Origin of the sequence: Streptomyces sp. NPDC092952 (assembly GCF_044754785.1) — a bacterium.
Lineage (GTDB): Bacteria > Actinomycetota > Actinomycetes > Streptomycetales > Streptomycetaceae > Streptomyces.
On sequence record NZ_JBIVPT010000003.1, the window covers coordinates 557,324 to 581,033 of the forward strand.

The window sequence follows — 23,710 nt, forward strand, 5'->3', positions numbered from 1 at the left end:
TCTGTAGCCGGACAGGCGGTGATCTGTGTCGCTCACCCGTACCCGTGCCGGTACCTGTTCTCCGCGTGTGTGCCCGCGCGTGCGCGCTCGCGCCCGCGTCCGCGTCGATGTTCGTACCCGCATCGTTCCCTCTCGATCGGAAGTTCGGTAATCGGGGTGGGTGCTCTGTGTAGATTTCGGCATTTTGTGACAGAACGATCCCATGAGGTGATGATGGGGGAGGGGTGGCGGCGTCGGGGGTCGGGGGGTGTCGTGCGCCGCGGCGGAGGCGGATGGCGTGAGGGGTGTGCACGATAGTTGAGTCAGGTCGACTCAGGTCTGTTGACAGTGGGGTGGGTGTCGTGCATCCTTGAGTCAGTTCCACTCAAGTAGTCAAGCTGGAGGAATCGAAATGGCACGTGCGGTCGGCATCGACCTGGGCACGACTAACTCCGTCGTCAGCGTTCTGGAAGGCGGCGAGCCCACCGTCATCACCAACGCAGAGGGCGCCAGGACCACGCCGTCCGTCGTCGCCTTCGCGAAGAACGGCGAGGTGCTGGTCGGCGAGGTCGCCAAGCGCCAGGCAGTGACGAACGTCGACAGGACGATCCGTTCCGTCAAGCGCCACATGGGCACTGACTGGAAGATCGACCTGGACGGCAAGAGCTTCAACCCGCAGCAGATGAGCGCCTTCATCCTGCAGAAGCTGAAGCGCGACGCCGAGGCGTACCTCGGGGAGAAGGTGACCGACGCGGTCATCACCGTCCCCGCGTACTTCAACGACTCCGAGCGCCAGGCCACGAAGGAGGCCGGCGAGATCGCGGGCCTCAACGTCCTGCGCATCGTCAACGAGCCGACCGCCGCCGCCCTGGCGTACGGGCTCGACAAGGACGACCAGACGATCCTCGTCTTCGACCTCGGTGGCGGTACCTTCGACGTGTCGCTCCTGGAGATCGGCGACGGCGTCGTCGAGGTGAAGGCCACCAACGGTGACAACCACCTCGGTGGCGACGACTGGGACCAGCGCGTCGTCGACTACCTGGTGAAGCAGTTCGCCAACGGGCACGGCGTGGACCTGTCCAAGGACAAGATGGCTCTCCAGCGTCTCCGCGAGGCCGCGGAGAAGGCGAAGATCGAGCTCTCGTCCTCGACCGAGACCACGATCAACCTGCCCTACATCACGGCGTCCGCCGAGGGCCCGCTGCACCTGGACGAGAAGCTCACGCGCTCGCAGTTCCAGCAGCTGACCGCGGACCTCCTGGACCGCTGCAAGACCCCGTTCCACAACGTCATCAAGGACGCGGGCATCGCGCTCTCCGAGATCGACCACGTCGTTCTCGTCGGTGGCTCCACCCGTATGCCGGCCGTCGCCGAGCTCGTCAAGGAGCTGACCGGTGGCCAGGAGGCCAACAAGGGCGTGAACCCGGACGAGGTCGTCGCCATCGGCGCCTCGCTCCAGGCCGGTGTCCTCAAGGGCGAGGTCAAGGACGTCCTGCTCCTCGACGTCACCCCGCTGTCCCTCGGTATCGAGACCAAGGGCGGCATCATGACCAAGCTCATCGAGCGCAACACCACGATCCCGACCAAGCGGTCCGAGATCTTCACGACGGCCGAGGACAACCAGCCGTCCGTGCAGATCCAGGTCTACCAGGGCGAGCGCGAGATCGCGGCGTACAACAAGAAGCTCGGCATGTTCGAGCTGACCGGTCTCCCGCCGGCCCCGCGCGGCGTCCCGCAGATCGAGGTCTCCTTCGACATCGACGCGAACGGCATCATGCACGTCGCCGCGAAGGACCTCGGCACGGGCAAGGAGCAGAAGATGACCGTCACCGGCGGCTCCTCGCTGCCGAAGGACGAGGTCAACCGGATGCGTGAGGAGGCCGAGCAGTACGCGGAGGAGGACCACCGCCGCCGCGAGGCCGCCGAGTCGCGCAACCAGGGCGAGCAGCTCGTCTACCAGACGGAGAAGTTCCTCAAGGACAACGAGGACAAGGTCCCCGGTGACGTGAAGACGGAGGTGGAGACCGCGCTCACCGAGCTGAAGGAGAAGCTCAAGGGCGAGGACACCGCCGAGATCCGTACCGCCACCGAGAAGGTCGCGGCCGTCTCCCAGAAGCTCGGCCAGGCGATGTACGCCAACGCCCAGGGCGAGGGTGCTCCGCAGGGCGAGGGTGCCCAGCAGGCCAAGGCCGACGACGACGTCGTGGACGCCGAGATCGTGGACGACGAGAAGGACGCCAAGGGCGGTGCGGTGTGACCGAGGAGACTCCGGGCTTCGAGGAGAAGCCCGACGTCCCCTCCGGCGCCACCTCTGAAGGAGCCGAGCCGAAGGACGCCAAGCCCTCTGCGGAGGAGGAGGCGTCCCCGGCCGGGGACGGAGTGCAGACAGTCGGCCTGACGGCCCAGCTGGACCAGGTGCGCACGGCGCTCAACGAGCGCACGGGCGACCTCCAGCGGCTCCAGGCCGAGTACCAGAACTACCGCCGCCGCGTCGAGCGGGACCGGGCCACGGTCAAGGAGATCGCCGTGGCGGGCCTCCTGTCCGAGCTGCTGCCGGTGCTCGACGACGTCGGCCGCGCCCGGGACCACGGCGAGCTGGTGGGCGGGTTCAAGTCGGTGGCCGAGTCCCTGGAGACGGTCGTCGCCAAGCTGGGCCTGCAGCAGTTCGGCAAGGAGGGCGAGCCCTTCGACCCGACGATCCACGAGGCCCTGATGCACTCGTACGCGCCGGACGTCACGGAGACGACCTGCGTGGCGATCCTGCAGCCGGGGTATCGGATCGGCGAGCGCACCATCCGCCCCGCGCGGGTGGCGGTCGCCGAGCCCCAGCCGGGGGCGACCCCGGCGGCCGCCAAGGAAGAGAAGGCAACCGACGAGGAGAGCGGTGGCACCGAGGAGGTCTGACATTCCGTCCGACCACCTCGTGGCCCACCGCCCGGCCATGCGACCGGCCCACGCGCCGGCCGCATGGCCGATCGTCCGGAAGGAGGGACGTCGATGAGCACGAAGGACTTCGTCGAGAAGGACTACTACAAGGTCCTCGGCGTCCCCAAGGACGCCACCGACGCCGAGATCAAGAAGGCGTACCGGAAGCTCGCCCGCGAGTTCCACCCGGACGCCAACAAGGGCGACGACAAGGCGGAGGAGCGCTTCAAGGAGATCTCCGAGGCGAACGACGTCCTCGGTGACAGCAAGAAGCGCAAGGAGTACGACGAGGCCCGCGCCCTCTTCGGCAACGGCGGCTTCCGGGCCGGCCCCGGCGGCGCGGGCGGCAACTTCAACTTCGACCTGGGCGACCTCTTCGGGGGTGCCCAGGGCGGCGGCGGCCAGGGCGGTGCCGGCGGCTTCGGCGGCGGCGGCCTGGGCGATGTCTTCGGCGGCCTGTTCAACCGGGGCGGTACGGGGACGCGGGTGCAGCCGCGGCGCGGCCAGGACATCGAGTCCGAGGTGACGCTCAGCTTCACCGAGGCGGTCGACGGGGCCACCGTCCCGTTGCGGATGTCCAGCCAGGCGCCCTGCAAGGCGTGTTCCGGCACCGGTGACAAGAACGGCACCCCCCGGGTCTGCCAGACCTGTCTCGGCACCGGCCAGGTCTCGCGCGGCTCCGGCGGCGGCTTCTCGCTCACCGATCCCTGCGTGGACTGCAAGGGCCGGGGCCTCATCGCCCAGGACCCGTGCGACGTCTGCAAGGGGTCCGGGCGCGCCAAGTCCTCCCGGACCATGCAGGTCAGGATCCCGGCGGGCGTCTCGGACGGCCAGCGGATCCGGCTGCGCGGCAAGGGCGGTCCGGGCGAGCGCGGCGGTCCGGCCGGCGACCTGTACGTCGTGGTCCACGTCGACGCCCACCCGGTCTTCGGCCGCAAGGGCGACAACCTCACGGTCACCGTCCCCGTCGACTTCACGGAGGCGGCGCTCGGCGGCGAGGTGAAGGTGCCCACGCTCGGTGGCCCTCCGGTCACCCTGAAGCTGCCCGCCGGCACGCCCAACGGGCGTACGATGCGGGCCCGCGGCAAGGGCGCCGTGCGCAAGGACGGCACCCGGGGCGACCTGCTCGTCACCGTGGAGGTGGCGGTTCCCCAGGACCTCGGCGACGAGGCCCGGGAAGCGCTGGAGGCGTACCGCCGGGCGACCGCGGGCCACGACCCGCGGGCCGAACTGTTCCAGGCCGCGAAGGGAGCTTGAGGTGGACGGCCGACGACGCAATCCGTACGAACTGACCGATGAGACACCGGTGTACGTGATCTCGATCGCGGCCCAGCTCTCGGGGCTCCATCCGCAGACCCTGCGCCAGTACGACCGCCTCGGCCTGGTCTCGCCCGACCGCACGGCCGGGCGCGGCAGGCGCTACTCGGCCCGCGACATCGAACTGCTGCGCACGGTGCAGCAGCTGTCGCAGGACGAGGGGATCAACCTCGCCGGCATCAAGCGCATCATCGAGCTGGAGAACCAGGTCGCCGCGCTCCAGCAGCGCGTCGCCGAGCTGTCGGCGGCCGTGGACGGCGCGGCGCAGGCGATGCAGCAGCGCGAGGCCCAGGTGCACGCCTCGTACCGGCGTGATCTGGTGCCGTACCAGGACGTGCAGCAGACCAGTGCGCTGGTGGTCTGGCGGCCCAAGCGGCCGAAGGGCTGAGAACGGGGCCGCGCGACGGCCCGACAGGCGGAGAAGGGCCGGGAGGCGTCCTGAGGGACGGCTCCCGGCCCTTCGGCCGTTCCCGGGACGCCCCTTGTGCCGTCACGGGTCCGCACGGGTCCGTACGAGCGGTCAGGAGTCCTCTTCGAGGATGCCCGAGCGGGCTATCAGATAGCCGAGCTGGGCCCGGCTGTTGCTGCCGAGGGCGGCGGCGAGCTTGGCGACGTGGGCGCGGCAGGTGCGGACGTTCATGCCGAGCCGGCGGGCTATGGAGTCGTCCACGTGCCCCTCCACCAGGAGTTGGGCGATGGACCGCTGGACCCCGCTGATGCCGAGCGAGGTCGGCTCGTACTTGACCTCCTCGCGCAGCGGCGCCGCCCTGGTCCAGAACTGTTCGAACACGTTGACCAGGTAGTGCACGAGTCCCGGGTTGCGGAGCTCCAGGGCGATCTGGTCGTCGTCGCTGGCGGGTATGAACGCGACGGTCCGGTCGAACACGATGAGGCGGCCGATCAGCTCCTCCAGCGTGCGTATCTCCACGTTGGCGTCGTCCATGCGCTCCGCGTACGCGAGGGTGCTGGGGCTGTGGCGCACGGTGTGCTGGTAGAGCGTGCGCATCCGGACGCCCCGGTGGACGACGGACAGGCCCCGCTCCAGCGACTTGATGAGGCGGTCCTCGCTCCGCCCGCCGCCGGGCTGGACGGTGAGCACCTCGGTGCGGCACTCTGCGGTGGCGAGGTCCAGGGCCGCGTTGATCCGGTTCGCGCCTTCCAGCACCGTGATGGCATTGGTGGTGGGCGGCCCCACGGTGCTGATGTCCATGAACGGCTCGAACGATTCCGTCAGCTCGACCGAGTGCCTGCGCCGCTCCAGGATCTCGCGCTCTATGGGGTGCAGATGCTGCGCGAGAGCGGTGGACGGCGGAACGGGGCGGAGCCAGGTCGGGTCGTCCGGATCGGGATGAAGCAGCGCGAACTCCATGAGGCAGGGAGCCGGTTCCACTTCGACGCGGGCGATCCGTCCCAGTCGCAAAGCGCCGGCGTAAAGGCGTGCTCCCGCATCGCACAGTTCGGTGATCCCGTGAGGATGTGTCGGCTTTGCGTCACTTGTGGTCATATCGTCACCCCCCAGGTTCCTGAACATGCAAGAACATGATGCATCCACTTGGTGGTGCTCGCGTGCTCAGGTGAGACATCGTCTTAAGTGCGGGGGAGAAGAATCCACAAGTGAGGACGAAGCCGACTATGTATAAGCGAATGCATCGCTCGGCGCTTGCCGTCTCGTTCGTCGCGGCCCTGGGGATCGGGCTGCTGGGCGGCAGCGACATTGGCTGGAGCGAGGACCGTGCCGCCGGCGGCGACATCGGCTGGACCGTCCAGGCCACCGACATCGGTTGGGTCGCGCCTGCCACGTCGTCCGACATCGGCTGGGTCTCGCCCGCGGGGTCGTCGGACATCGGCTGGGTCTCGCCCGCGTCCGACATCGGCTGGGTCTCCCCTGCGAAGTCGTCCGACATCGGCTGGGTCGCGCCCGCCACGTCGTCCGACATCGGCTGGGTCTCCCCCTCCGTCACGGCCCGTACGAGCGCATGACCATCCCGCCGGACGACCGGACCTTCCGACGGGAGATGGCCACCGCCTACCGATCGGGCTGGCACTTCATCGACCTCGTCACCGCCGTTCCCCACCGTGGCGACTCGTTGATGGTCACTCTGTTCGGCGACCCGATCGTTGTCGCACGCGAAGAAGACGACGAAGTACGCGCCTACCGGTGTCTCCGCAAGCCGCGTGGAGCTCCGCAGCCCGTCCGCTGCGCGATCCGGTACGACATGATCTTCGTGAACCTCGACCGGCGTGACCACCAGCTGTTCGAGCCAGAGACTATTTCCGCCACCCCCCGCAGTGCCTGAGCGATCCCCCGTCGTTCCATGTCGCTCAGTCACTCCCCCACACAACGGCGCCATCGTGACCTGAACACGATGGCGCCGTTGTGCTTTTCCCGGACGGCTCCCGGACGGGTCCGGGGCGCCCCGGGGTACCGGGCCGGTCAGGCCCTGCCGAGCGCCCGGTCCACGGCGATCTCGATGACGATCCGCTCCGGGTTCGGCCTCGGCGTACGCCCGTAGCGCTCCGTGTAGCGGCGCACCGCCTCGGCCACCGCCTCCGGCTCCGTGCGCACCGTCGCGCGCCCCTCCAGCGTCGCCCAGTGGCGCCCCTCGATCTGGCAGACGGCGACCCGTGCCCCGTCCGGGCCCGCGGCCAGGACGTTGCGGGCCTTGCGGGTGTTCCGGCCGGTGATGATCCGTGCCAGCCGCGCCTCGGGGTCGTACGTCACGCCCACCGGCACCACGTGCGGGGTGCCGTCGGGGCGCGGCGTGGTCAGGGTGCACACGTGCCGCGCGCGCCAGAAGGCGAGGTACTCGGGGCCGGGGTTCGTCACGTCGACTGCCATGGGGCAGACCCTACGGCCCGCCGCCCCGGCGTTCCCGGCCGGGCGGGGCGGGCTGCGGTGGCGGGTGGCCCGTGCGGCCGGTTCACTCGGAACAGCGGAACCGTCCGGTACGGGCACGGAAGGCCCCCGAAACAAGTTGAGTGGAGTGGACTCAACATTCACTTGAGTGGGGTAGACTCAACTTTACGCACGCTGGTCGAGTCAGGAGGAGAGAGCGCACGTGGACGCCGAGCTGACCAACAAGAGCCGGGACGCCATCAACGCGGCCACCACCAGGGCCGTGAAGGACGGGCACGCCGATCTGACCCCGGGGCACCTGCTGCTGGCGCTCCTCGCGGGTGAGGACAACGCGAACATCACCGATCTGCTCGCCGCCGTCGACGCCGACCAGATCGCCGTGCGGTCCGAGACCGAGCGGCTGCTGGGCTCGCTGCCCAGCGTCACGGGATCGACCGTCGCCCCGCCGCAGCCCAACCGCGAACTGCTCGCCGTCGTCACGGACGCCGCGGAGCGGGCGCGGGACCTCGGCGACGACTACGTCTCCACCGAGCATCTGCTGATCGGCATCGCCGCCAAGGGCGGCCGTGCCGGTGAGATCCTTGCCGGTCAGGGGGCCAGTGCGAAGAAGCTGCTGGACGCGTTCGAGACGAGCAGGGGAGGACGACGGGTGACCACACCCGACCCGGAGGGCCAGTACAAGGCGCTGGAGAAGTTCGGCACGGACTTCACCGCGGCCGCGCGCGAGGGCAAGCTCGACCCGGTCATCGGGCGCGACCAGGAGATCCGCCGGGTCGTCCAGGTGCTGTCCCGCCGTACGAAGAACAACCCGGTGCTCATCGGCGAGCCCGGCGTCGGCAAGACGGCCGTCGTCGAGGGCCTGGCCCAGCGCATCGTCAAGGGCGACGTCCCCGAGTCGCTGCGCAACAAGCGGCTGGTCTCGCTCGACCTCGGCGCGATGGTCGCGGGCGCGAAGTACCGCGGCGAGTTCGAGGAGCGGCTGAAGACCGTCCTCTCCGAGATCAAGGAGAGCGACGGCCAGATCATCACCTTCATCGACGAGCTGCACACCGTCGTGGGCGCGGGCGCCGGCGGCGACTCCGCGATGGACGCGGGCAACATGCTCAAGCCGATGCTGGCCCGCGGCGAGCTGCGCATGGTCGGCGCGACGACGCTCGACGAGTACCGCGAGCGGATCGAGAAGGACCCGGCCCTGGAGCGCCGCTTCCAGCAGGTGCTGGTGGCCGAGCCGAGCGTCGAGGACACCATCGCGATCCTGCGCGGTCTCAAGGGCCGCTACGAGGCCCACCACAAGGTCTCCATCGCGGACTCCGCGCTGGTGGCCGCCGCGACCCTCTCGGACCGCTACATCACCTCCCGCTTCCTCCCCGACAAGGCGATCGACCTGGTCGACGAGGCGGCCTCCCGGCTGCGGATGGAGATCGACTCCTCGCCGGTCGAGATCGACGAGCTCCAGCGCGCCGTCGACCGGCTGCACATGGAGGAGCTGGCGCTCAGGAACGAGACGGACCCCGCCTCCCGGGAGCGCCTGGAGCGGCTCCGCCGCGACCTCGCCGACAAGGAGGAGGAACTGCGCGGCCTCAATGCCCGCTGGGAGAAGGAGAAGCAGGGCCTCAACCGCGTCGGTGAGCTGAAGGAACGCCTCGACGAGCTGCGCGGCCAGGCCGAACGCGCCCAGCGCGACGGCGACTTCGACACCGCGTCCAAGCTGCTGTACGGGGAGATCCCGGGCGTGGAGCGGGAGTTGGCGGAGGCGTCCGAGGCGGAGCAGGAGGCCGCCAAGGACACCATGGTCAAGGACGAGGTCGGCCCGGACGACATCGCCGACGTCGTCGGCTCCTGGACCGGCATCCCCGCCGGGCGGCTGCTGGAGGGCGAGACCCAGAAGCTGCTGCGCATGGAGGACGAGCTCGGCCGGCGCCTCATCGGTCAGGGCGAGGCGGTGCGCGCGGTGTCGGACGCCGTACGCCGCACCCGCGCCGGGATCGCCGACCCGGACCGGCCCACCGGGTCGTTCCTCTTCCTCGGCCCGACCGGCGTCGGCAAGACCGAACTGGCCAAGGCCCTCGCCGACTTCCTCTTCGACGACGAGCGGGCCATGGTCCGCATCGACATGAGCGAGTACAGCGAGAAGCACAGTGTGGCGCGGCTGGTCGGCGCCCCGCCCGGATACGTCGGGTACGAGGAGGGCGGCCAGCTCACCGAGGCGGTCCGCCGCCGCCCGTACAGCGTCGTGCTGCTGGACGAGGTCGAGAAGGCCCACCCCGAGGTCTTCGACATCCTGCTCCAGGTGCTCGACGACGGCCGGCTCACCGACGGCCAGGGGCGCACGGTCGACTTCCGCAACACCATCCTGATCCTGACCTCCAACCTCGGCAGCCAGTTCCTGGTCGACCCGCTGACCAAGCCGGAGGAGAAGCGGGCCCAGGTCCTGGAGGTCGTGCGGGCCTCGTTCAAGCCGGAGTTCCTCAACCGGCTCGACGACCTGGTGGTCTTCTCGGCGCTCTCCGGCGACGAGCTGGCCCACATCGCCCGGCTCCAGATCGACCGGCTCGCCAAGCGGCTGGCCGACCGCCGGCTCACCCTCGACGTCACGCCCGAGGCCCTGGCCTGGCTGGCAGAGGAGGGCAACGACCCGGCGTACGGCGCCCGGCCGCTGCGCCGCCTCATCCAGACGGCGATCGGCGACCGGCTGGCGAAGGAGATCCTCGCGGGCGAGGTCAAGGACGGGGACACCGTACGCGTCGACCGGGTCGGCGACGGCCTGCTCGTCGGTCCGGCGGTCTGAGAGGGGACGCCCCGGACAGGGCGGCGTTCGGGAACGTGGCATCCGAGGGGCCGGGTGCCACGTTCCCGCGCGTAGGGGGTGGGGCGCCGCCCGGTCGCGGAAACGGAGAATACGGCGATTTCGGGAATTCGGAGAAACGGCCCCCACCTGAAGTGATCAATTCTTCAACATCGATATCGCGCCAAACGCTCCCTCTGGTTCCGGCAGGCGCGGGCGGCTTCCCCGCCGCCCCCTCTACCCCCTCACGCCGCTTCCGACAAGGGACTTCAGGGCACGGGTCGAGGTCGTCCGCCCCGGCGGACACAAATAAACAGGACACCGCGGCCCGCCCGTGACTCCCCGCCCACAGCTGGGATTAGAGGCCGAATTGGGCAGCCGGTAGCGTGCCCGCATGAACGAGCGGATAGGCGATGAGATAGAAAATGGGCCCAAGAAGCCCCGATCCGACAATCTCTTTCACCTTGGCGAATTCCGTACCCTTTGGGCTGCTTACGCTCAGTCGATCCTGGGTGACCAACTGGCCCGTGTGGCACTGTCGTTGCTCGTTTTCGAACGTACCGACTCGCCGGGCTGGACGGCGGCGACCTACGCCCTGACCACCCTGCCCGCGCTGCTGTCCGGGGTGCTGCTCTCCGGTCTCGCGGACCGGTTCCCCCGGCGTACGGTCATGGTCAGCTGCGACCTGATCCGGATGGTGCTGGTCGGGCTGATGGCACTGCCCGGGATGCCGTTGCCGCTGCTCGCCGGGCTGCTGGTGCTGGCGCAGCTGGCCGAGGCGCCCTTCGGTGCCGCCCAGGGCGCGATGATGCCCACCGTGCTCGGCGTCGAGCGGTACGAGCGGGGCCAGCGGGTCATGCAGATCACCCACCAGGTCGGCCAGCTCGTCGGCTTCGCCGGGGGCGGGCTGCTCGCCGCGTGGCTGGGCAGCAACCGCTCGCTGGCCGTGAACGCGGCGACCTTCCTGCTCTCGGCGGCCCTCATCCGGTTCGGGGTGAAGGCCCGCCCGGTGGCGAGCGCCGAGGCCCGCACGGCGAAGCTCGGCGCCCAGGTCGGCGGCGCCACCGCACTGATCTGGTCGGACCGCAGGCTCCGTTCGCTGCTCGCGCTGGGCTGGCTCGCGGGGTTCATCGTCCTGCCGGAGGGGCTGGCCGCCCCGTTCGCGGACGAGGCCGGCGGCGGGGCGTACTCGGTGGGGCTGCTGCTCGCCTCGCATCCGGCGGGCATGGTGCTGGGCGCGGCCCTGCTGGGACGGTCCCGGGTCGGGGACGAGACCCGGCGCCGGCTGCTCGGCCCGCTGGCGATCGCCGCGAACCTGCCGCTGGTCGCCTACTGGCTCGACCCCAGTGTGGGTGTGGCGATGTTCCTGCTGCTGGTCGCCGGGGTGTGCTCGGCGTACCAGATCACCGCCGGGGCCACCTTCGTCCTGCTGACCCCGGCCGACCGGCGGGGCCAGGCGCTGGGGCTCGCCCGGTCGGGGGTGACCGCCATGCAGGGCATCGGTGTGGCGGCCGGGGGCGCGGTGACCGAGCTGACCGGCTCCTCGGCGAACACCATCGGGGCCTCCGGGCTCCTCGGGGTGGTCTGCGCCGTCCTGGTGGCGGCCGCCTGGTCCCGGGCCCGGGGGACCGGGGCGATCCCCGCGAAGGCGTAGCCCGGGGGGTCTACGCCCTGGCGGCGAAACGCGGCTAGGGTCGTCGGCAGGAAACCACGTGCGATCCACAGGAGTACCCAGCGATGTCTATCGATCCGTCCTCGATTCCGAGTTTCGGCGTCCAGCCCGAACCGCAGGCGGCAGGACCCGCGGGCCCTGTTTTCCCCGACCAGGACCTGGTCAAGCAGCTCCTCGACCAGATGGAGGTGAAGTACGGCGTCGACGGCGAGGGTGACCTCGCGGCGGTCTGGGAGGACTTCCGCGTGTACTTCATGTTCCGCGGCGAGGACGAGCAGCAGGTCTTCGCGGTCCGGACGTTCTACGACCGCCCGCACGCCGTCGACCAGCGTCCGGTCCTCCTCGACGCGATCGACGACTGGAACCGCAACACGCTGTGGCCCAAGGTCTACACCCACACCCACGAGCCCGAGGAGGGCTCCGAGGAGACCGAGGTCTCGGTCCGCCTCATCGGTGAGGCGCAGATGCTCACCGGCACGGGTGTCAGCCTGGAGCACTTCGTCTCCTCGACGGCCAGCTGGATCGGCGCCTCGATCCAGTTCGACCGCTGGCTCCAGGAGCGCCTGGGCCTGACGCCCGCCGAGGCGAAGACGGACGGCGAGGAGCAGGCGGACGGCGAGGAGAAGGCCACCGACGCCTGACCCGCCCCCGAACGCACCCCGGCCCGGGGCGACGGTCACCCGACCGCCGCCCCGGGCCGGTCCGCGTCCGCGCCCGGTCAGGGCGCCGCCCGGCGCAGCCGGCCGACCGCCTCCCGCAACACCTCGTCCCTTTTGCAGAAGGTGAACCGCACGAGGCTGCGCCCCGCCTCCGGGTCGTCGTAGAAGACCGAGTTGGGTACCGCGACCACCCCGTGGCGTTCGGGGAGGGCGCGGCAGAAGGCGAGGGCGTCCGTCTCGCCGAACGGGGAGATGTCGGTGGTGATGAAGTACGTCCCCTGCGGCCGGTGGACCTCGAACCCGGCCGCCCGCAGGCCGTCGGCGAGCAGGTCGCGCTTGCGCCGCAGGTCGGCGCGGAAGGTGTCGAAGTACGTGTCCGGCAGGCGCAGCGCCTCGGCGATCGCGTACTGGAAGGGGCCCGCGCTGACGTAGGTCAGGTACTGCTTGGCGGTCCGTACGGCGGTGACGAGCGGGGCGGGCGCGGTGACCCAGCCGACCTTCCATCCCGTGTACGAGAACGATTTGCCGGCGGAGGAGATGGTGACGGTCCGCTCGCGCATGCCGGGCAGGGAGGCCATCGGGATGTGCTCGCCCTCGAAGACCAGGTGCTCGTAGACCTCGTCGGTGACGACCAGGAGGTCGTGCTCGACGGCGAGTGCGGCGATGGCGGTCAGTTCCTCGCGGGTGAGGACGGTGCCCGTGGGGTTGTGCGGGGTGTTCAGGAGCAGGAGGCGGGTGCGCGGGGTGATCTTCGACCGCAGCTCGTCCAGGTCGGGGCGGAAGGACGGTGCGCGCAGCGTGAGCGGCACGCGCTGGGCGCCGGCCATCGCGATGCAGGCCGCGTACGAGTCGTAGAAGGGCTCGAAGGCGATCACCTCGTCGCCCGGTTCCAGCAGCGCGAGCATGGCCGCCGCGATGGCCTCCGTCGCACCGGCGGTGACCAGGACCTCCGTGTCGGGGTCGACGGCCAGGCCGTGGAAGCGCCGCTGGTGGTCGGCGATCGCGGTGCGCAGCTCGGGGATGCCGGGGCCGGGCGGGTACTGGTTGCCCTTCCCCTCCCGCAGCGCCCGGACCGCGGCCTCGCGGACCTCCTCGGGGCCGTCGGTGTCGGGGAAGCCCTGGCCGAGGTTGATGGAGCCGGTGCGTACGGCGAGCGCGGACATCTCCGCGAAGATCGTCGTGCCGAAGCCGTCGAGGCGGCGGTTGAGCAGCGGTCGTCCCTGTGTCATGACTGCCATCCTGCGCGGAAGCTCTGGAGTTGCTCAAGTCTGCTTTGACCGTTCGGGCGCGGGGCATCCCACCTCCACGCGTGCGGTGCGCGCGAGCGTGGAAGCGGGGGAGCTCGCTTCGGGGGAACGGAAGGGCGGGAGCCATGAGTGTTGTCATAGGCGCGATCGCGGCGGCCGTGGTGGTCGGGCTGATCGTGATGACGGTGTCGAGGGCACGGCGGCGGAAGGCGGCGCGCTACCGGAGCGTGCGCCGGGGCTCGGGCGGCGGCAGCGCCTCGGGCGGCAGCTGGTGGGCGGGGAACAACAGCGCCGCGGGCAGTTCCGGTGGCGGCGGCGGTACGTCCTGCGGCTCGGTGGCCGGTGACTCCGGGGGCAGCTCCGGCGGTCATTCCGGTGGGCACTCGTGCGGCGGGGGACACTCCTGCGGCGGTGGTTCCTCGTGCGGCGGCGGAGGCGGCTGCGGCGGGGGTAGCTGACCGGGGCGCAGAGCACGGCCGAAAGGTGCCTGGCGGGTGAACTCCCGCCAGGCACCTTTTTGTTGGGAGGTTCCGCGGGTCGTCCGTGAACAGATGATCCGAGGGGCCCCCGAGGGGATGGAAACCCCGGCAAGTTGGGTAAAAACGCTGTGGATGCGACTTATTCGTGGTTCCCTCGGTTGAGAGAACTTTCAGCCCTAGGACCCTAGTTGGACCTGATCGGGCGCTACCCACCTCCCACGAGCAGCACGCCAGGGGGGCGTCCCCTGTCCATGCGTCCATGCTTTCCTGCGGAGCCGACCCATGCTCACGACCCTCCAGACTGCTTATTCAGACACCCGTGCTGCCGACCTCGCCTGGGCGCTGGGGCGCGAACCGCTGCCCGCGCTGGCCGTGCTGGACCTGGACCTCGACGGTGCCAAGTTGCAGATGCGGCTGCTCGGCGCCTCCCATCAGGTGCTCCTCGAAGAAGACCGCGGGACCTGTTCCGAAACCGTCGCCTGTATCCCCGGCAGCAGCACCCCGCTCCCGCTCGGCGTCTCCAAGCGGCTCGGGGGGTGGGAGTACGAGTTCGCGGCACGCGTCGAGACGCTGTCGGCGGGCTCGTTCGCGGGGCGCGCGCAGGAGCTGCTCGCCCTGGTGGCCGACCATCCGCACGGCCTCGCCGGGACGTTCCCCGGCAGCCCGCACGCCTTCACCGCCATGCTCGCCCAGCGGACCGAGGGCCAGGTGCGGTGGCGCACCTGGCACGCGTACCCGCAGGAGGGGCAGCTGGTCGTGACGCGCACCCGGGTGGGGGTGCGGACGCCCGCGGCGGTCTTCTGACCCGGTCCGGTTCCGCGGCTTCGCGTCCTTGTCGGGATCACCTGCCCCATTGCGTCCAGGTCCGGTCGGCCTCATCGGCTCTCCCCGCTGTGCCGATCCGCCCAACTCCGTTATGAGCACGCCATTTACACCCTTGTGGGTGACAGGCTGCCACAGGTTCGTGACGTAGCGTTCGGTCATGATCGACCAGCAGGTTTCGCTGCGAGGGGGCGCGGCGCGTCTTCCCGTGCGACCGAGGACCGGTCGGTGCCTCGTCCTTGCCGCGGTCTTCGTCTGCGCCGCCTGCGGCCTGGTGTACGAGCTCGAACTGGTCGCGCTCGCTTCGTACTTGATCGGCGATTCGGTCACCCAGGCGTCCGTCGTGCTCTCCGTGATGGTGTTCGCGATGGGGGTCGGGTCGCTTCTCGCGAAACGTTTGCGCAGCCGGGCCGCCGAGGGGTTCGGGCTGATCGAGGCGGCTCTCGCGCTCGTCGGCGGCTCCTCGGCGCTGGTGCTGTACGCCTCGTTCGCCTGGGTCGGGGAGTCGCGGTTCGCCCTGGTGGGGTTCTCGCTGACGATCGGCATCCTGATCGGGGCGGAGATCCCGCTGCTGATGACGTTGATCCAGCGGGTGGACCGGCAGGACGCGGGCGGTGCCGTGGCGGATCTCTTCGCCGCCGACTACGTGGGCGCGCTGGTCGGCGGGCTCGCCTTTCCGTTCCTGCTGCTGCCGGTGCTCGGCCAGCTGACCGGGGCGCTGTTCACCGGGGCGGTCAACGCGGCGGCGGGCGGGGCGCTGGTGCTGTGCGTGTTCCGGCGGGATCTCACCCGGCGCTCCCGGCTGCTGCTGATCCTGTGCAACGTGGTGGTGATCGTGGTGCTGGCCGTCGCCACCGCGCTGGTCGGCGATTTCGAGAGGGCGGCGCGGCGCGCGGTGTACGGGGACGGGGTGCGGGTCGCCGAGCAGACCTCGGTCCAGGAAGTGGTGCTGACGGGTTCGGACCGCGACTCCCTCGACCTCTACCTGGACGGGCGGCTGCGGGTCAGCGCGCGGGACGAGTACCGCTACCACGAGTCGCTGGTGCATCCGGCGATGAACGGGCCGCACGCCCGGGTGCTGGTCCTGGGCGGCGGTGACGGACTCGCCGCCCGCGAGGTGCTGCGCTACCGGGACGTGCGCGAGGTCACCGTGGTCGAGCTGGACGCGGGCGTCACCCGACTGGCCCGTGAGGACCGGGCGCTCTCGGAGCTGAACGGCCACGCCTACCGCGATCCGCGGGTCACGGCGGTCACTGCGGACGCCTTCAACTGGCTGCGGGCGCGCCACGGCCACTACGACGTGATCGTCTCGGACCTGCCCGATCCGGGGATCTCCAGCAGCACCAAGCTGTACTCGGCGGAGTTCTACGGGCTGGTCGCCAAGTCGCTGGCGCCCGGCGGGCGGCTGGTGGTGCACGGGGGCCCGCCGCTGACCCGGCCGCGTACGTACTGGACGGTCGAGGCGTCGATGCGGTCGGCCGGGCTCGCCACCCGCCCGTACTGGATGAGCGGCCGGCCCTCCGACTCCACCGCCGGGCCGGACCGGGCCACCCACCGGCGGCGTGATGTGCGCGGCTGGGGCTTCGTCCTGGCCGGCCGGGGGAAGCGGCCGGGGCTCGGGCTCGCCACGGGGGCGCCGGTGCTGCGGTCGATGACGGAGCGGGCGCTGGCGGAGGCCGGGCGGCTGGCGGACCGGGCCCGGCCGTCCGGGCTGCCGCCGTCGACGCTGGTGCACCCGAGGTACTGGGAGGAGCGCTGAGGGGTGCGGGGCGGGGGTGCGGTGTGGGCCGCTCGGCGGTGAACCGCTGACGTGGCGGCCGGGGCTGAGTAGGCTCGGTTTCCATGGAGCATGAGGTGTTCGTTCCGGTTCCGGTCCCGTCCCTCCGGCGGACGCTCGGCGACCCCGCCCGCGTCGCCCGGTGCGTTCCGGGGCTTCAGCAGGACGCCGACGCGTCCGCGGACCCGCTGTCCGGCCGGCTCAGGATCAGGGTGGACGGCCACACGATCACGTACCGGGGCGCGCTGCGGCTCGCGGACGGGGCGGAGGCCGGTGCCGGGGACGCTCCGGTGGTTCTGGTGACCGGCGAGGGCGCCGAGGCCCGGGGCGGCGGTTCGGTGCGGCTGCGGCTCACGGTCCGGCTGACCGGGCGGGACGGCGGCACGGCGATCGGCTTCGCGGGTACGGCGGACGGCGACGGCCGGATCCTGGAGCTGGACGCGGCGGCGGCGCTCGCGGCGGCCCGGCGGCTGCTCGACCGGTTCGCCCAGCAGCTGGTGACGGAGACGCTGGCGGGCGGTGGTGAGGCCGGCGACGGGGGCGGGGCGGCCGCCGAGCGGTCCGTGGGCGAGGCCGTGGAGCAGGCCATCGAAGAGGCGGCGGAGGAGGCCGACACGACCGGGACGGCCACCGAGGGGACCCCTCCCGCGGCCGCGGACAAGGACGCGGACTCGAACGCGAACGGGGACGCGGACGGGGGCGGGAACCCTCCGGGCACCGGGGCCGTCTTCGACGCCCCCGTACCGCCGCCCTCGCTCGATCCGGTCTCCGAGGTCGAGTTCACCGTTCCCGAGGAGCCCCCGGCGGAGGCCGCGCACGCCCGGCGCACCATGATCGGCCGCAGCGCCGAGGAGGTCGACCACGCGCCGCCGCGCGGCCGGTACGCCCCCGTCCCGTCGCCCGACGCGGTCAACGCGGGCGCCGCGCTCCGCTGGGTCGTCCCGGCCGCCGCGTTCGCGGTGGCGTCCGCGGTGGTGGTGACCCGGGTGCTGCGACGGCGGCGCTGAGCGGTGCGGTCCGGGGCGCGCGAGGGCGGCGGCAAGGGTTTTCCCCTGCTCGGGCCGGGTCAGTAACCTCGTCGGGTGAGTAGCAGCGAGAAGGACGTCCGGCTGTCCGTCGGCGACGCAGAGTTGACCGTGAACCCCGCCAACGGCTGTCGCATCGACAGCCTGCGGATCGGTGGCACCGAACTGCTGAGGCAGGGGGCCCACTACGGCTGCTTCCCGATGGTGCCGTGGTGCGGGCGCACCAGGAACGGCCTGTTCCACAACGGCGACGTCCCGCACCGGCTGCCGGTGAACGCCCCGCCGCACGCCATCCACGGCACCGGCCGGGACACCGCCTGGCGCACCGCCCGAGTGGCCGAACGCGAGGCGTCCTTCTACTACGACCTGGCCGACCCCTGGCCGTACCCGGGCCGGGTGACCCAGACCTTCGAGCTGTCCGAGGACTCGCTCACCCTCGCCTTCGGCATCGAGACGTACGGCGACTCGTTCCCGGCGCAGGCGGGCTGGCACCCGTGGTTCCTGCGCAGGCTCGGCGAGGACGGCGAGGAGGTGCGGCTCTCCTTCGACGCGGCCTGGCAGGAGGAGCGCGGCGCCGACCATCTGCCGACCGGCCGCCGCATCCCGCCGCTGGACGGCCCCTGGGACGACTGCTTCGGGATGCCGGACGGGGTGGAGGTGACGCTCACCTGGCCGGAGCAGCTGGAGCTGACCGTGAAGAGCCGCACCGAGTGGGTCGTGATCTACGACGAGCAGGAGGCGGCGGTCTGCGTGGAGCCGCAGTCCGGCCCGCCGAACGGGCTGAACACCGAGCCCCGGTACGTGACCCCGATCGATCCGCTGGAGATCGCGACGACCTGGAGCTGGCGCCGGCTGTGACGGGCGGTGCTGGAAGGCTCCGGGAGGCGGCGTGAAAGTCGGCGTCCGGTGTGCCGCTTAAGCTCGTAGCCATGACTGACGTACGTGCTGAGCTGCTCCAGCAGATCAAGGACAAGGCCGTGGTACACGGCAAGGTGACCCTCTCCTCGGGTCTTGAGGCCGACTGGTACATCGACCTGCGCCGCATCACGCTGGACGGCAAGGCCGCTCCGATGGTCGGTCAGGTGATGCTCGACGCCACCGCCGAGCTGGACTACGACTGCGTGGGCGGGCTCACCCTGGGCGCCGACCCGGTCGCCACCTCGATGCTGCACGCCTCCGCCGCGCGCGGGCAGGAGCTGGACGCGTTCGTCGTCCGCAAGGCGCAGAAGGCGCACGGGATGCAGCGCCGCATCGAGGGCACGGACGTGAAGGGCCGCCGCTGCCTGGTGGTCGAGGACACCTCGACCACCGGCGGTTCGCCGCTGACCGCCGTGGAGGCGGTCCGCGAGGCCGGTGGCGAGGTCGTGGCCGTGGCCGTGATCGTGGAGCGCGGTGCGGCCCCGGCGATCGCCGAGGCCGGTCTCCCGTATGTCCACGTCTACTCGGTCGCCGATCTCGACCTGGCCTGACCTGCGGTTTTTTTGAGGGGTGGGGTGTTTCACGTGAAACACCCCACCCCTTTCGCATGCCCGTGACCGGTCGGCGGGCCGCAGGGCACACCACCGGGTGGAGCCCGGCCGAGAGTCTGGGAAGATGGGGGCGACGATGACGTCGCCCCCAGGTCAGGGAACCAGCACGCACACCCGCATATCCCAAGGAGCGGTCAGATGCCCATCGCAACCCCCGAGGTCTACGCCGAGATGCTCGACCGGGCGAAGGCGGGGAAGTTCGCCTACCCGGCCATCAACGTGACGTCGACCCAGACCCTGCACGCGGCGCTGCGCGGCTTCGCCGAGGCGGAGAGCGACGGCATCGTCCAGATCTCCACCGGTGGGGCGGAGTTCCTGGGCGGCCAGTACAGCAAGGACATGGTCACCGGCGCCGTCGCCCTGGCCGAGTTCGCGCACATCGTCGCCGCCAAGTACGGCATCTCCGTCGCGCTGCACACCGACCACTGCCCGAAGGACAAGCTGGACGGCTATGTGCGTCCGCTGCTCGACATCTCCGCCGAGCGCGTCGCCCGGGGCGAGAACCCGCTGTTCCAGAGCCACATGTGGGACGGTTCGGCCGAGACCCTGACCGACAACCTGGCCATCGGCCAGGAGCTGCTGGCCAAGGCCGCCGCCGCCAGGATCATCCTTGAGGTCGAGATCACCCCGACCGGCGGCGAGGAGGACGGCGTCTCGCACGAGATCAACGACGAGCTGTACACCACCGTCGACGACGCGCTGCGCACCGCCGAGGCGCTCGGCCTGGGCGAGAAGGGCCGCTACCTGCTGGCCGCCTCCTTCGGCAACGTCCACGGCGTCTACAAGCCGGGCAACGTCGTGCTCCGCCCCGAGCTGCTGAAGGACCTCCAGGAGGGCGTCGCCGCCAAGTACGGCAAGCCGGCCGGCAGCCAGCCCTTCGACTTCGTCTTCCACGGCGGCTCCGGCTCCACCGAGCAGGAGATCGCCACCGCGCTGGAGAACGGCGTCGTGAAGATGAACCTCGACACCGACACCCAGTACGCCTTCACCCGCCCGATCGTGGACCACGTGTTCCGCAACTACGACGGCGTGCTGAAGGTCGACGGCGAGGTCGGCAACAAGAAGGTCTACGACCCGCGCAGCTGGGGCAAGTCCGCCGAGGCGGGCATGGCCGAGCGCGTCACGGAGGCCTGCGCCAACCTGCGTTCCACCGGTACCCGGCTGAAGTAGCACCTGGTACGAAGTGCTGTCGTGGGCCCGGTATCCCGTGGGGTGCCGGGCCCCCGGCATGTCCGACACACATCTACGCAAGCCGAAGGGGTCGCTGTGGGTTCCAGCGCGCGCTATGACTTCGACACCGTCGTCGACCGCCGGGGCACCTGGTGTGTCCAGTGGGACGGGGTCGCGGACCGGTTCGGGGTGGACGGGCTGCTGCCGTTCACCATCTCCGACATGGACTTCCGCACCGCCCCGCAGGTGCTGGACGCCCTGCGCTCCCGCATCGACCACGGGGTGTTCGGCTACACGGACTGGCGGCAGGACGACTTCCGCTCGGCGATAGCCCACTGGTACGCGACCCGGTACGGCACGGAGGTGGACACCGGGCAGCTGGTCTACGGGCCCTCGGTGCTCAGCCAGCTCTCGCAGCTGCTCCAGATGTGGACCGGGGAGGGCGACGGGGTGGTCGTCCACACCCCCACGTACGACGGTTTCCGCAAGGCGGTGACGGGGCTGCGGCGGGAGCTGCGCGGGGTGCCGGTGGGGGACGCGGCCGCTCTGGAGCGCGAGCTGGCCCGCCCGGACAGCAAGGTCCTGGTGCTGTGCTCCCCGCACAACCCGACCGGCCGGGTGTGGACGGAGGACGAGCTGCGCACGTTCGCGTCGCTGGCCGCCCGGCACGGGGTCGCGGTGATCAGCGACGAGATACACGCGGACTTCGCGCACGCCGGGCGAATACACGTGCCGTGGACGCGGGTCGCGGGCGCCACCCGCTGGGCGCTGGTCACCTCCGCGTCGAAGGCGTTCAACTTCCCGGCGCTGTCCGGTTCGTACGGGCTGATCGGCGACCCGGCCGACCGGACGGAGTTCCTGCGGCGGATGGAGACCGCGGAGGGGCTGGCCTCCCCGGCGGTGCTGTCGCTGACCGCGCACATCGCGGCCTACCGGGAGTCGGCCCCGTGGCTGGACGCGGCCCGGGAGTACGTCGCCGGGAACCTGGAGCTGGTCGCGCGGCGGCTGGACGAGGAGCTTCCGGAGCTGGGCTGGCGGCCGCCGGAGGCCGGGTACCTGGCGTGGATCGATCTGCGTCCGGCCGGTGTCGAGGGCGACGCGGAGCTCCAGCGGGTGCTGATCGAGCGGGAGAAGGTCGCGGTGATGCCGGGCGGGGTGTACGGGGCGGAGGGCTTCGTACGGCTGAACGTGGGGTGCCCGCGCTCCAAGGCCGCCGCCGGGGTGGAGGCGCTGATCCGGGGCGTCCGGGCGGTGACGGGCCGGGCGGCGTGACCCGGGGCGCGGCGGCATGAGCGGTGACGGGCCGGGTGGCGCGGTGGCACGGGAGGTGTGACGGCCGGGGGCGGAACCGCCGTTCCGATGGCAGGGGCCGGGTGGAGCGGGGATGCTGCTCGTATGTCTGACGCAGCCGAGCCGGGAGCCATCCGCGTCGCCTCCGCCACCGGACGCCGGGTGGTCCTCACCACCGTCCTCGGCTCCAGCATGGTCATGCTGGACTCCACCGTCATCAATGTCGCCCTGCCCCGGATCGGCAAGGACCTCGGCACCGACCTGGCCGCCCTCCAGTGGACCGTCAACGCCTACATGCTCACCCTCGCCGGGCTGATCCTCCTCGGCGGCTCCCTGGGCGACCGGTACGGGCGGCGGCGGGTCTTCGTCGTCGGCGTCGTCTGGTTCGCCGCCGCCTCCGCGCTCTGCGGCCTGGCGCCGAACGCCGCCGTGCTCGTCGGCGCCCGCGCCCTCCAGGGCATCGGCGGGGCCCTGCTCACCCCCGGTTCGCTGGCCCTGATCCAGGCGAGCTTCCACCCCGACGACCGGGCCCGCGCGGTCGGGCTGTGGTCGGGGCTCGGCGGGGTCGGGGCCGCCGTCGGGCCGTTCGTCGGCGGCTGGCTGGTCGACGGGCCGGGCTGGCGGTGGGTCTTCCTGCTCAACGTGCCGCTCGCCGCGGTCTGCGTACCGGTGGCGCTGCGCCACGTACCGGAGTCGCGGGACCCGCGGGCGCGGGGGCGCTTCGACGTGCTGGGGGCGGTGCTCGCGGCTCTCGCCCTCGCCCTGGTGACCTACGCGCTGATCGAGGCGCCGGGGCAGGGGGCCTCCGGGCCGGTGATCGGGGCGGCCGTCTGCGGGGTCCTGCTCGGGGCGGTCTTCGTGCGGGTGGAGCAGGTCCGGGCGGAACCGATGCTGCCGCCCTCGGTCTTCGCCTCCCGGCAGTTCACCGCCGTCAACGTCATCACCCTCTGCGTGTACGCGGCGCTCGGCGGCTACTTCTTCCTGGCCGCGATCCAGCTCCAGGTGGTGGCCGGGTACTCGGCGCTCGGCGCGGGCACGGCGCTGCTGCCGACGACCGTGCTGATGCTGCTCTTCTCGGCCGCCTCGGGCGAGCTCGGGCAGCGCATCGGGCCCCGTATCCCGCTGACCGCCGGGCCGCTGATCGCCGCCGCGGGCATGCTGCTGATGCTGCGGGTCGGGCCCGGTTCGGGCTCCGTCCACGGCTACCTCACCGAGGTGCTTCCGGCGGTCGGGGTGCTCGGCGTCGGGCTGGTCACCCTGGTCGCGCCGCTCACCGCGACCGTGCTGGCCTCCGTCGACACCGCCCGGGCCGGTCTCGCCAGCGGGATCAACAACGCCGCCGCCCGCGCCGCCGGGCTGATCGCCGTGGCCGCGCTGCCGCTGCTGGCCGGCATGGGACCGGAGGCGTACCGGGACGCCGGGGAGTTCGCCGCGACCTTCCGCCGGGCGATGCCGATGTGCGCCGGGCTGCTCGTCCTGGGGGCGGGGATCGCCTGGGCGACGGTGCGTACGCCCGCTCCCGCTCCCGAGGAGCACGAGCAGGCGCGGCCCGAATGCGCGGTGCACTGCGGGATCGCCGCCCCGCCGCTGGAGCCCGCGCCCGAGGAGGACGGGAGGAGCGCCGGGCAGGCGGAGGGGAAGGAGCGCGGGCAGCGGGACGCGGGCCGGGCGGAGGACGGTACGGGCTGACCCCGCCGGGTACCCGGGCACGCGGGTGCCAGGCACACTTGAACCCATGTCGATCCACGAGAACCTGCTCGGGGGCCCGCCCCCGACCCACCTGCCCGACGACCCGGAGCCGCGCGAGCTGCTCGCGAACGGCACGCCCCCCACCGACGTCGCCGCGAAGTACCCGACCTCCTCCCTGGCCTGGGCGCAGCTCGCGGACGAGGCGTTCGAGGGCGGCCGGACCGTCGAGTCGTACGCCTACGCCCGCACCGGCTACCACCGCGGGCTCGACGCGCTGCGCCGGGCCGGCTGGAAGGGCCACGGCCCGGTGCCGTTCGAGCACGAGCCGAACCGGGGCTTCCTGCGCGCCCTGCACGCCCTGGCGCGGGCCGCCGGCGCGATCGGTGAGAAGGAGGAGTACGAGCGCTGCACGGCCTTCCTGCGCGACTCCTCGCCGACCGCGGCCGAGACCCTGGGCTAGAAAGCTCCCGGGGCGCTTTGTCGGGGTC

Annotated in this window: 22 protein-coding genes; 19 read left to right on the forward strand and 3 right to left on the reverse strand. The window is 71.5% G+C overall.

Annotated features, from left to right (window positions below; all coding sequences use genetic code 11):
* Positions 1 to 391 precede the first annotated feature (391 nt).
* The 4 genes from dnaK to ACIQGQ_RS10410 all read left to right on the forward strand — a co-directional run bounded on the left by dnaK (position 392) and on the right by ACIQGQ_RS10410 (position 4,609).
* The gene (gene dnaK, locus ACIQGQ_RS10395; RefSeq protein ID WP_366288936.1) at positions 392 to 2,236 is read left to right on the forward strand and encodes a molecular chaperone DnaK; all 1,845 of its coding nucleotides are present in this window, start codon (positions 392 to 394) and stop codon (positions 2,234 to 2,236) included.
* Positions 2,233 to 2,883: a nucleotide exchange factor GrpE gene (grpE, locus tag ACIQGQ_RS10400; protein ID WP_366288939.1), complete on the forward strand. Its 651-nt coding sequence runs from the start codon at positions 2,233 to 2,235 to the stop codon at positions 2,881 to 2,883. The genes dnaK and grpE overlap by 4 nt, the downstream gene beginning before the upstream one ends.
* Before the next feature lie 93 nt (positions 2,884 to 2,976).
* Positions 2,977 to 4,161: a molecular chaperone DnaJ gene (dnaJ, locus tag ACIQGQ_RS10405; protein ID WP_366288941.1), complete on the forward strand. Its 1,185-nt coding sequence runs from the start codon at positions 2,977 to 2,979 to the stop codon at positions 4,159 to 4,161.
* 1 nt (position 4,162) lies between these two features.
* Complete coding sequence (locus tag ACIQGQ_RS10410) at positions 4,163 to 4,609, forward strand: heat shock protein transcriptional repressor HspR (protein ID WP_352275737.1); 447 nt, start codon at positions 4,163 to 4,165, stop codon at positions 4,607 to 4,609.
* 132 nt (positions 4,610 to 4,741) lie between these two features.
* Here the strand turns inward: ACIQGQ_RS10410 and ACIQGQ_RS10415 are convergent, their stop codons facing one another.
* Positions 4,742 to 5,725 (reverse strand): helix-turn-helix transcriptional regulator, encoded by a 984-nt coding sequence (locus ACIQGQ_RS10415; protein ID WP_402393122.1) that lies wholly within the window; start codon positions 5,723 to 5,725, stop codon positions 4,742 to 4,744.
* 140 nt (positions 5,726 to 5,865) lie between these two features.
* Here ACIQGQ_RS10415 and ACIQGQ_RS10420 point away from each other — a divergent pair, with 140 nt between their 5' ends.
* Both ACIQGQ_RS10420 and ACIQGQ_RS10425 read left to right on the forward strand, forming a co-directional pair.
* Positions 5,866 to 6,201, forward strand: a complete 336-nt coding sequence (locus ACIQGQ_RS10420) for a hypothetical protein (RefSeq protein ID WP_402393124.1) — start codon at positions 5,866 to 5,868, stop codon at positions 6,199 to 6,201.
* Complete coding sequence (locus ACIQGQ_RS10425) at positions 6,198 to 6,518, forward strand: (2Fe-2S)-binding protein (RefSeq protein WP_352275733.1); 321 nt, start codon at positions 6,198 to 6,200, stop codon at positions 6,516 to 6,518. Before ACIQGQ_RS10420 ends, ACIQGQ_RS10425 begins: the two co-directional genes overlap by 4 nt.
* A gap of 137 nt (positions 6,519 to 6,655) precedes the next feature.
* Here the strand turns inward: ACIQGQ_RS10425 and ACIQGQ_RS10430 are convergent, their stop codons facing one another.
* Positions 6,656 to 7,060: a pyridoxamine 5'-phosphate oxidase family protein gene (locus ACIQGQ_RS10430; RefSeq protein ID WP_402393126.1), complete on the reverse strand. Its 405-nt coding sequence runs from the start codon at positions 7,058 to 7,060 to the stop codon at positions 6,656 to 6,658.
* Between the two features lie 220 nt (positions 7,061 to 7,280).
* Between ACIQGQ_RS10430 and clpB the strand changes: the two genes are divergently transcribed.
* The 3 genes from clpB (at position 7,281) to ACIQGQ_RS10445 (ending at position 12,176) form a co-directional block, all read left to right on the forward strand.
* A complete protein-coding gene (gene clpB / locus ACIQGQ_RS10435) occupies positions 7,281 to 9,866 on the forward strand; it encodes an ATP-dependent chaperone ClpB (protein WP_402393129.1) in 2,586 nt (861 codons plus the stop codon).
* 391 nt (positions 9,867 to 10,257) lie between these two features.
* A complete protein-coding gene (locus tag ACIQGQ_RS10440) occupies positions 10,258 to 11,517 on the forward strand; it encodes an MFS transporter (RefSeq protein WP_402393132.1) in 1,260 nt (419 codons plus the stop codon).
* An 83-nt stretch (positions 11,518 to 11,600) separates the two neighbouring features.
* Positions 11,601 to 12,176 (forward strand): YbjN domain-containing protein, encoded by a 576-nt coding sequence (locus ACIQGQ_RS10445; protein WP_402393135.1) that lies wholly within the window; start codon positions 11,601 to 11,603, stop codon positions 12,174 to 12,176.
* A 77-nt stretch (positions 12,177 to 12,253) separates the two neighbouring features.
* Here the strand turns inward: ACIQGQ_RS10445 and ACIQGQ_RS10450 are convergent, their stop codons facing one another.
* Positions 12,254 to 13,423, reverse strand: a complete 1,170-nt coding sequence (locus ACIQGQ_RS10450) for a pyridoxal phosphate-dependent aminotransferase (RefSeq protein ID WP_402393137.1) — start codon at positions 13,421 to 13,423, stop codon at positions 12,254 to 12,256.
* 143 nt (positions 13,424 to 13,566) lie between these two features.
* Here ACIQGQ_RS10450 and ACIQGQ_RS10455 point away from each other — a divergent pair, with 143 nt between their 5' ends.
* From ACIQGQ_RS10455 to ACIQGQ_RS10500, 10 genes are all read left to right on the forward strand, one after another.
* Positions 13,567 to 13,899, forward strand: coding sequence for a hypothetical protein (locus ACIQGQ_RS10455; RefSeq protein WP_402393140.1), 333 nt, complete (start codon positions 13,567 to 13,569; stop codon positions 13,897 to 13,899).
* Between the two features lie 303 nt (positions 13,900 to 14,202).
* Positions 14,203 to 14,724, forward strand: a complete 522-nt coding sequence (locus ACIQGQ_RS10460) for a DUF2617 family protein (RefSeq protein WP_385203305.1) — start codon at positions 14,203 to 14,205, stop codon at positions 14,722 to 14,724.
* A 178-nt stretch (positions 14,725 to 14,902) separates the two neighbouring features.
* Positions 14,903 to 16,501, forward strand: coding sequence for a polyamine aminopropyltransferase (locus ACIQGQ_RS10465; RefSeq protein ID WP_402393142.1), 1,599 nt, complete (start codon positions 14,903 to 14,905; stop codon positions 16,499 to 16,501).
* An 83-nt stretch (positions 16,502 to 16,584) separates the two neighbouring features.
* Complete coding sequence (locus ACIQGQ_RS10470; protein WP_402393145.1) at positions 16,585 to 17,526, forward strand: carbon monoxide dehydrogenase; 942 nt, start codon at positions 16,585 to 16,587, stop codon at positions 17,524 to 17,526.
* Between the two features lie 75 nt (positions 17,527 to 17,601).
* The gene (locus tag ACIQGQ_RS10475; protein WP_402393147.1) at positions 17,602 to 18,402 is read left to right on the forward strand and encodes an aldose 1-epimerase; all 801 of its coding nucleotides are present in this window, start codon (positions 17,602 to 17,604) and stop codon (positions 18,400 to 18,402) included.
* A 71-nt stretch (positions 18,403 to 18,473) separates the two neighbouring features.
* Positions 18,474 to 19,013 carry an orotate phosphoribosyltransferase gene (pyrE, locus tag ACIQGQ_RS10480; RefSeq protein ID WP_136326594.1) on the forward strand — a complete coding sequence of 180 codons (540 nt, stop codon included), beginning with the start codon at positions 18,474 to 18,476 and terminating at the stop codon, positions 19,011 to 19,013.
* Between the two features lie 198 nt (positions 19,014 to 19,211).
* Positions 19,212 to 20,243, forward strand: coding sequence for a class II fructose-bisphosphate aldolase (fbaA, locus tag ACIQGQ_RS10485; RefSeq protein ID WP_402393151.1), 1,032 nt, complete (start codon positions 19,212 to 19,214; stop codon positions 20,241 to 20,243).
* Between the two features lie 96 nt (positions 20,244 to 20,339).
* Positions 20,340 to 21,515 (forward strand): MalY/PatB family protein, encoded by a 1,176-nt coding sequence (locus ACIQGQ_RS10490; RefSeq protein ID WP_402393153.1) that lies wholly within the window; start codon positions 20,340 to 20,342, stop codon positions 21,513 to 21,515.
* Positions 21,516 to 21,638: 123 nt separating this feature from the next.
* A complete protein-coding gene (locus ACIQGQ_RS10495; RefSeq protein ID WP_402393156.1) occupies positions 21,639 to 23,222 on the forward strand; it encodes an MFS transporter in 1,584 nt (527 codons plus the stop codon).
* A 46-nt stretch (positions 23,223 to 23,268) separates the two neighbouring features.
* Complete coding sequence (locus ACIQGQ_RS10500) at positions 23,269 to 23,682, forward strand: DUF3151 domain-containing protein (RefSeq protein ID WP_366288988.1); 414 nt, start codon at positions 23,269 to 23,271, stop codon at positions 23,680 to 23,682.
* The last annotated feature ends 28 nt before the right edge of the window (positions 23,683 to 23,710 follow it).

Coding starts and splice junctions, on each gene's coding strand:
- dnaK (WP_366288936.1), top strand. CDS start 392: ATGGCACGTGCGGTCGGCATCGACCTGGGCACGACTAACTCCGTCGTC.
- dnaJ (WP_366288941.1), top strand. CDS start 2,977: ATGAGCACGAAGGACTTCGTCGAGAAGGACTACTACAAGGTCCTCGGC.
- ACIQGQ_RS10415 (WP_402393122.1), bottom strand. CDS start 5,725: ATGACCACAAGTGACGCAAAGCCGACACATCCTCACGGGATCACCGAA.
- ACIQGQ_RS10420 (WP_402393124.1), top strand. CDS start 5,866: ATGCATCGCTCGGCGCTTGCCGTCTCGTTCGTCGCGGCCCTGGGGATC.
- ACIQGQ_RS10425 (WP_352275733.1), top strand. CDS start 6,198: ATGACCATCCCGCCGGACGACCGGACCTTCCGACGGGAGATGGCCACC.
- ACIQGQ_RS10430 (WP_402393126.1), bottom strand. CDS start 7,060: ATGGCAGTCGACGTGACGAACCCCGGCCCCGAGTACCTCGCCTTCTGG.
- ACIQGQ_RS10440 (WP_402393132.1), top strand. CDS start 10,258: ATGAACGAGCGGATAGGCGATGAGATAGAAAATGGGCCCAAGAAGCCC.
- ACIQGQ_RS10445 (WP_402393135.1), top strand. CDS start 11,601: ATGTCTATCGATCCGTCCTCGATTCCGAGTTTCGGCGTCCAGCCCGAA.
- ACIQGQ_RS10450 (WP_402393137.1), bottom strand. CDS start 13,423: ATGACACAGGGACGACCGCTGCTCAACCGCCGCCTCGACGGCTTCGGC.
- ACIQGQ_RS10455 (WP_402393140.1), top strand. CDS start 13,567: ATGAGTGTTGTCATAGGCGCGATCGCGGCGGCCGTGGTGGTCGGGCTG.
- ACIQGQ_RS10460 (WP_385203305.1), top strand. CDS start 14,203: ATGCTCACGACCCTCCAGACTGCTTATTCAGACACCCGTGCTGCCGAC.
- ACIQGQ_RS10465 (WP_402393142.1), top strand. CDS start 14,903: ATGATCGACCAGCAGGTTTCGCTGCGAGGGGGCGCGGCGCGTCTTCCC.
- ACIQGQ_RS10470 (WP_402393145.1), top strand. CDS start 16,585: ATGGAGCATGAGGTGTTCGTTCCGGTTCCGGTCCCGTCCCTCCGGCGG.
- pyrE (WP_136326594.1), top strand. CDS start 18,474: ATGACTGACGTACGTGCTGAGCTGCTCCAGCAGATCAAGGACAAGGCC.
- fbaA (WP_402393151.1), top strand. CDS start 19,212: ATGCCCATCGCAACCCCCGAGGTCTACGCCGAGATGCTCGACCGGGCG.
- ACIQGQ_RS10495 (WP_402393156.1), top strand. CDS start 21,639: ATGTCTGACGCAGCCGAGCCGGGAGCCATCCGCGTCGCCTCCGCCACC.
- ACIQGQ_RS10500 (WP_366288988.1), top strand. CDS start 23,269: ATGTCGATCCACGAGAACCTGCTCGGGGGCCCGCCCCCGACCCACCTG.